The sequence below is a fragment of the Actinomycetota bacterium genome (assembly GCA_035540895.1).
In the GTDB taxonomy this organism is placed as follows: domain Bacteria; phylum Actinomycetota; class JAICYB01; order JAICYB01; family JAICYB01; genus DATLFR01.
The window spans coordinates 1-5760 of sequence record DATLFR010000186.1; the positions used below are offsets into that span (position 1 = coordinate 1).

Sequence of the window (5760 nt, forward strand, 5' to 3'; positions counted from 1 at the left end):
TGCCGCGGCCCCCCGCGAAGGCGACGGTGCGGCCGGCGGCGAGGGCCACGGCCCGGACGGCCACGGCCCGTCCCTCCACTCCGAGGCCTGCCGCGGCAGCCGCGACCCCGCGTCCGAAGCCCGCCACCCCCAAACCCGGACCCTCGTACGAGAAGGAGGACGTGAAGGCGAGGATCCGGGCCGCCTGGCCCGGCGACGACGAGAAGGCGATCCGCGTGGTCGGGTGCGAGACCGCCTGGACCTACAACCCGCGCATGACGTCCTCGAACGGACGCTACTTCGGCCTGTGGCAGTTCGACGCGGAGACCTGGCAGCGCAACGGCGGACGGGGGGACCCGCGGGACCACACGCCGGAGGAGCAGACGAGGGTGGCCTGGAACCTGTTCCAGGCTCGCGGCTGGGCTCCCTGGCCGCACTGCGGCGCCGACTAGCCCCCGACCACCTCCGCGAACGCCTCCGCCGCGTGCTCGACGGCTGCGCGATCCACGTCGTGGTGCGTCACGAACCGCACCGTCCCGGGCGCGATCAGTCCGGCCAGGACCCCCCGCTCCCTCAGCCCGGCCAGGACCCGCCCCGCGTCGGCACCCGCACGGAAGAGCACCATGTTGGTCTGCACGCGGTCGAGCGGTACCGTTCCCGCCGGAGCGGCCTCCGCCAGGCGCTCGGCCAGCAGGCGCGCGTGCTCGTGGTCGGCGTGCAGGACGTCGCGCATCCGCTCGAGCGCCACGATCCCGGCGGCGGCCACGACGCCCGCCTGCCGGAGGGCACCCCCGAAGATCCGGCGATAGGTCCAGGCGGGGTCGAGCACCTCCCGGCTCCCGCAGACGACCGAGCCCATCGGCGCGCAGAGACCCTTGTAGAGCGAGAGCGTGACCACGTCGGCGTGGCGCGCGTAGCGGTCGGGCTCGGCTCCCGTGGCCGCGCAGGCGTTGAAAAGTCGGGCGCCGTCCAACACGAGCGGGAGCCCGGCCTGCCGGGTCACGTCCGAGACGGCCGCCACCTCGTCGACGGTCCAGACGGTCCCGCCGGCCGCGTTGTGGGTGTTCTCGATGGCCACGGCGGCGGTCGGGGGCTGGAAGGGGTCGGGGGGACGCAGGGCCTCCTCCACCTGTCCGGGAGCCAGGACACCGTCGCGCCCCGGCAGTCCCCGCAGCTGCATCTGCGAGAGGATCGCGGTGGCCCCCGACTCGTGGTGGATCAGGTGGCAGTCGGACTCGCAGACCACCTCGGCCCCGGGTCTCGCGAAGACCCGCAGCGCGATCTGGTTCGCCATCGTCCCCGTCGGGACGTACAGCGCGGCCTCCTTGCCCGTGAGCCCCGCGGCGAGCTCCTGCAGTCGGTTCACGGTCGGGTCCTCGCCGTAGCAGTCGTCTCCCACCTCGGCGGCGGCCATCGCCGCCCGCATCTGCGGGGTCGGCTGCGTGACGGTGTCCGAGCGCAGGTCGACGACGCTCACTGTCCCTCTCCCGGGAGCGCGAACGCGGGCCTGGTCAGCGCGTAGGCGATCGCCAGGTTCAGGGCGGCGAAGGCCAGACCCCCGGTCGGGACCGCTCCGGCCAGGATCGCCGAGAGGACGGTGAGCGTCGCCAGGGCGAGGTTGGTGAGGGAGACGACGAGCGCGAGGGTGCGGCCCCACCTGCGGACCGCCCACAGCCCGGCCGCGCACGCGACGTAGACCGGTGCGAGCATCAGGGCTCCAACCTCGACCCGTCCGTCCCGCAGGCCCACCACCCCCCACGCGACCACGACGAGGGCGGGCAGGACGAACAGGACCGCCATGGTCCGGAACGCGGCGCGGTTGGGCACGTCAGCCGAAGAAGACCTCGGCGACCTCGAAGATGGCCGGGTCGACGGTCTTCAGCTGGGCGGTGGCCTCCGCGAGGGGGACGGTGACTATGTCCTGGCCGCGCAGCGCGACCATCACCCCGAACTCCCCCCGGCTCACGGCGTCGATCGCGGCCACCCCGTAGCGCGTGGCGAGGACGCGGTCGAACGCGGTGGGGGTCCCTCCCCGCTGCACGTGGCCGAGGATGGTCACCCGGGTCTCGTACCCCGTCCTCGTCTCCAGCTCCGCAGCCAGGAGGTTGGCGATCCCCCCGAGCTTCGCGTGGCCGAACTCGTCGGTCTCGGCCCCCTGGGTGACGAGCGTCCCCTCCGCCGGGACCGCACCCTCCGCGACGACGACGATAGAGAAGGTGCGGCCGCGTGAGGTTCGCTTGCGGATGCTCTTCGCCACCTGGTCGATGTCGAAGGGGCGCTCGGGGATCAGGACGATGTCCGCGCCCCCGGCGATCCCCGCGTACGTGGCGATCCACCCCGCGTGCCGGCCCATGATCTCCACGACCATCACCCGGTGGTGCGACTCGGCCGTGGTGTGGAGCCGGTCGATGGCCTCGGTCGCGATCTGCACGGCCGTGTCGAAACCGAAGGTGTAGTCGGTGCCCGACAGGTCGTTGTCGATGGTCTTGGGGACGCCGACGACGTTAACCCCCTCGGCGGCGAGCTTCGCGGCGGCCCCCAGCGTGTCCTCGCCCCCTATCGGGATGAGGGCGTCGATCTTGTGGGTCTGGAGGGTCTCGATGACCCGCTGCGCGCCGTCCTCGCTCTTGAAGGGGTTCGTCCGCGACGTGCCCAGGATGGTCCCCCCGCGGTGGAGGATCCCCCGCGTCGACTCGACGGTGAGCGAGACGAAATCGCCCTCGAGCGGTCCCCGCCACCCGTCGCGGAACCCGACGATGGCGTTGCCGTAGACGTCGATCCCCTTCCGGACGATGGCGCGGATGACCGCGTTGAGCCCCGGAGCATCCCCCCCGCCCGTGAGCACCCCGACTCGCATCAGACCTCCTCGTCACGGCGGACGCCACATCGTAGCCGCCGTCGGCATCGCCTACGATTGGGTCATGCCCCTGCGCCGCCGCCGGGACCCGGAGCCGCCCCCACCGGCGCCTCCGGGGCCGCCGCCGACCGATCTCGTGCGGGAGTACCTGCGCGGGCAGAACCTCGAGCAGGTCCAGCGGGTCGACGAGGCCGTGGAGCTCTACGAGAGGGCGGTCCGGTCAGGGTTCGACGCGGCGGGCCCGTACGACCGGCTGATCGCGATCTACCGCGCCCGCAACGCGCACGAGGAGGTCGTCCGCGTCGCCGAGGCGGCCCTCTCCAACGTGAGGACGTTCGACGCCAAGCGCGGCTTCTACTCGGAGATGCGTGACAGCGCGGCCGCGGCCCACGCCGCGCAGCCCGACGGGTCCGGGCCGGAGTTCTGAGGCGGAGCGTGAGGTTCGTCCTCTCGGTCGACGCCGGCACCACCGGGGTGACCGCCCTGCTCGTGGGACCCGACGCGCGCGTCCACGCGTCGGCCTACCGAGAGTTCCCGCAGTACTTCCCTCAGCCGGGGTGGGTCTCCCACGACGCCGAGGAGATATGGACGGCCACCCGCACGGCGGCCACCGAGGCGCTCACCCGCGGGGGCGTGGCCGCCTCCGAGGTAGCGGCCATAGGCATCACCAACCAGCGTGAGACGGCGGTGGTCTGGGACAGGGCCACCGGGCGCCCGATCGACCACGCGGTCGTGTGGCAGTGCAGACGGACGGCCGCCCGGTGCGACGAGCTGCGCGCGTCCGGACACGAGCCCACCATCCGGGACCGGACGGGCCTCGTCGCCGACGCGTACTTCTCGGGCACGAAGGTCGAGTGGCTCCTGGACACGAACGAGGGCGCGCGCGAGGCGGCGGAGCGCGGGGACCTGGCCTTCGGGACGGTCGATTCCTGGCTGATCCACAGGCTGACCGGCGGACGCGTCCACGCGACCGACCCATCGAACGCCTCCCGCACGATGTTGTTCGGCCTACGCACGCTCGACTGGGACCCGGAGATGCTCTCGCTCCTGCGGGTCCCCGCCGCCGTGCTCCCGGAGGTGATGCCCTCGAGCGGCCGGTTCGGCGTCACCGACCCCGACGCCTTCGGCGGCGCGGAGATACCCATCTCAGGCGTGGCGGGCGACCAGCAGGCTGCCCTCTTCGGACAGGGCTGCCACCAGCCCGGCCGGTCGAAGAACACCTACGGGACGGGGTCGTTCCTCCTGCTCAACACGGGATCGGAGCCGCCCCCGGTGACGGAGGGCCTCCTCTCGACCGTCGCCTGGACCGTGGACGGCCGCACCGACTACGCGCTCGAGGGGGCCATCTTCGTGACGGGGGCCTCCCTGCAGTGGCTGCGCGACGGCCTGGGCGTGATCTCCTCCTACGACGAGGCGGAGCCTCTCGCGGCGTCCGTCCCCGATGCGGGAGGCGTGGTATTCGTCCCGGCCTTCGTCGGGCTGGGCTCCCCGTACTGGGATCCCTATGCCCGCGGGACCGTGACCGGTCTCACCCGCGGCTCGACGAGGGCGCACCTCGTCCGGGCGGCGATCGAGGCGATGGCCCATCAGTCCGTGGACGTGATGGAGGCGATGGAGCGGGCCTCCGGGACGTCCGCCACGGAGCTGCGCGTGGACGGAGGCGCCGTCCGGATGGACCTGCTCTGCCAGCTCCAGGCGGACCTGGGGGGCGTCCCCGTCCTGCGCCCCGAGATAAGGGAGACGACCGCTCTGGGAGCCGCCTTCCTGGCCGGCCTGGCCGAAGGCGTGTGGGACGACCTGGAGGACCTGGACCGCTCCTGGCGCCTGGACCGGCGATTCGAACCGGCCGCGGACCCGAGCGCGCGCCGGGTCGAGCGCGACCGGTGGCGCCGCGCGGTGGAGCGGGCGCGGGCCTGGGAGACGCCGTCCCAGTAGCGGCTGCCAAACGGGATCGCCCGAGTCGATCCGTGTGGTTCCTGTGCATAGTGGTGCAAGCGGTGGCATGATGGCGAAGGATGCCGTCCAGAGACATGACCGCCGCGCCCGCGCGTTGGAGACGCCGGGTCCTGCATGCCCTCCAGCTGGGCCTGGTCTGCGTCGCCATCGGAGGGGTCGCGATCGCGGGTGCCTCCCGATCCGGACGGACCCCGATCACCACCCACACCTTCGAGCCCCCTCCCACGCCGGTCTACACGCCCGAGCCCCTCCGCACGCCCACCCCCGGACCCACCGTCTCGCCGTCCGCGACCGCTGCCTCCCCTGGCGCACCCGCGCTCGGCTCGGCCGAGGTCCAGGAGGCGGAGCGCCTGCTGTCCGCCATGGGGTACTGGACCGGTCCGGTCGACGGCGTCCTCGACGCGGCCACGAAGCACGCGGTCATGGCGTTCCAGAAGGTCGAGGGCCGCGCCCGCACGGGATCCCTGACCGCCGCCGAGCTCGAGGCGATGAGAGGCGCTTCGCGACCCTCCCCGCGCGTCGGTGGGCATCGCCACGTGGAGGTGGACCTGCGCCGCCAGGTCCTGTTCGTGGTGGAGACCGGCGGCTCGGTCTCGAAGATCCTGCCCGTCTCGACGGGGAGCGGAAAGGCCTTCACCTCCCAGGGCTGGACGCGCAAGGCTGTCACCCCCCGCGGGAGGTTCAAGGTCACACGCAAGATCGCCGGGCTGAGGATCAGCCCGCTTGGGCAGCTCCACTGGCCGAGCTACTTCGTGGGCGGCATCGCGGTGCACGGGGCGCCGTCCGTCCCCGGGTACCCGGCCAGCCACGGGTGCGTCCGGGTCCCGATGTTCGCCGCCCAGCCCCTGTTCGGGATGATGCCGGTCGGGATGGTGGTGATCGTCCACGACGGGGGGCCGATGGTGCAGGAGACCGATGTCGCCTCGCCTCCGGGGATGGCCCACCCCGACGCGACGGTCGCCCCGAGC

At 73.0% G+C, this 5760-nt stretch carries 7 protein-coding genes; 4 read left to right on the forward strand and 3 right to left on the reverse strand.

Features of this window, described 5'->3' with window-relative positions:
• The first annotated feature begins 161 nt into the window (after positions 1–161).
• Positions 162–431, forward strand: coding sequence for a transglycosylase family protein (locus VM840_10635; GenBank protein ID HVL82032.1), 270 nt, complete (start codon positions 162–164; stop codon positions 429–431).
• On the opposite strand, the gene VM840_10640 is transcribed toward VM840_10635, so the two are convergent.
• Genes VM840_10640 through VM840_10650 form a run of 3 tightly spaced genes read right to left on the reverse strand, consistent with a single transcriptional unit; the run spans position 428 to position 2836 of the window.
• Positions 428–1456, reverse strand: a complete 1029-nt coding sequence (locus VM840_10640; GenBank protein HVL82033.1) for a GntG family PLP-dependent aldolase — start codon at positions 1454–1456, stop codon at positions 428–430. The two genes, VM840_10635 and VM840_10640, sit on opposite strands and share 4 nt — an antisense overlap.
• Positions 1453–1806: a hypothetical protein gene (locus tag VM840_10645; protein HVL82034.1), complete on the reverse strand. Its 354-nt coding sequence runs from the start codon at positions 1804–1806 to the stop codon at positions 1453–1455. Before VM840_10645 ends, VM840_10640 begins: the two co-directional genes overlap by 4 nt.
• 1 nt (position 1807) lies before the next feature.
• Positions 1808–2836 carry an ATP-dependent 6-phosphofructokinase gene (locus VM840_10650; GenBank protein HVL82035.1) on the reverse strand — a complete coding sequence of 343 codons (1029 nt, stop codon included), beginning with the start codon at positions 2834–2836 and terminating at the stop codon, positions 1808–1810.
• Positions 2837–2900: 64 nt separating this feature from the next.
• Between VM840_10650 and VM840_10655 the strand changes: the two genes are divergently transcribed.
• The 3 genes from VM840_10655 to VM840_10665 all read left to right on the forward strand — a co-directional run.
• The gene (locus VM840_10655; protein ID HVL82036.1) at positions 2901–3263 is read left to right on the forward strand and encodes a hypothetical protein; all 363 of its coding nucleotides are present in this window, start codon (positions 2901–2903) and stop codon (positions 3261–3263) included.
• A gap of 8 nt (positions 3264–3271) precedes the next feature.
• Entirely contained in the window at positions 3272–4771 is a 1500-nt protein-coding gene (gene glpK, locus VM840_10660; GenBank protein ID HVL82037.1) for a glycerol kinase GlpK, read from the forward strand.
• An 80-nt stretch (positions 4772–4851) separates the two neighbouring features.
• Positions 4852–5760, forward strand: a 909-nt coding sequence (locus VM840_10665; protein HVL82038.1) for a L,D-transpeptidase family protein, incomplete at its 3' end; no start/stop codon positions are given.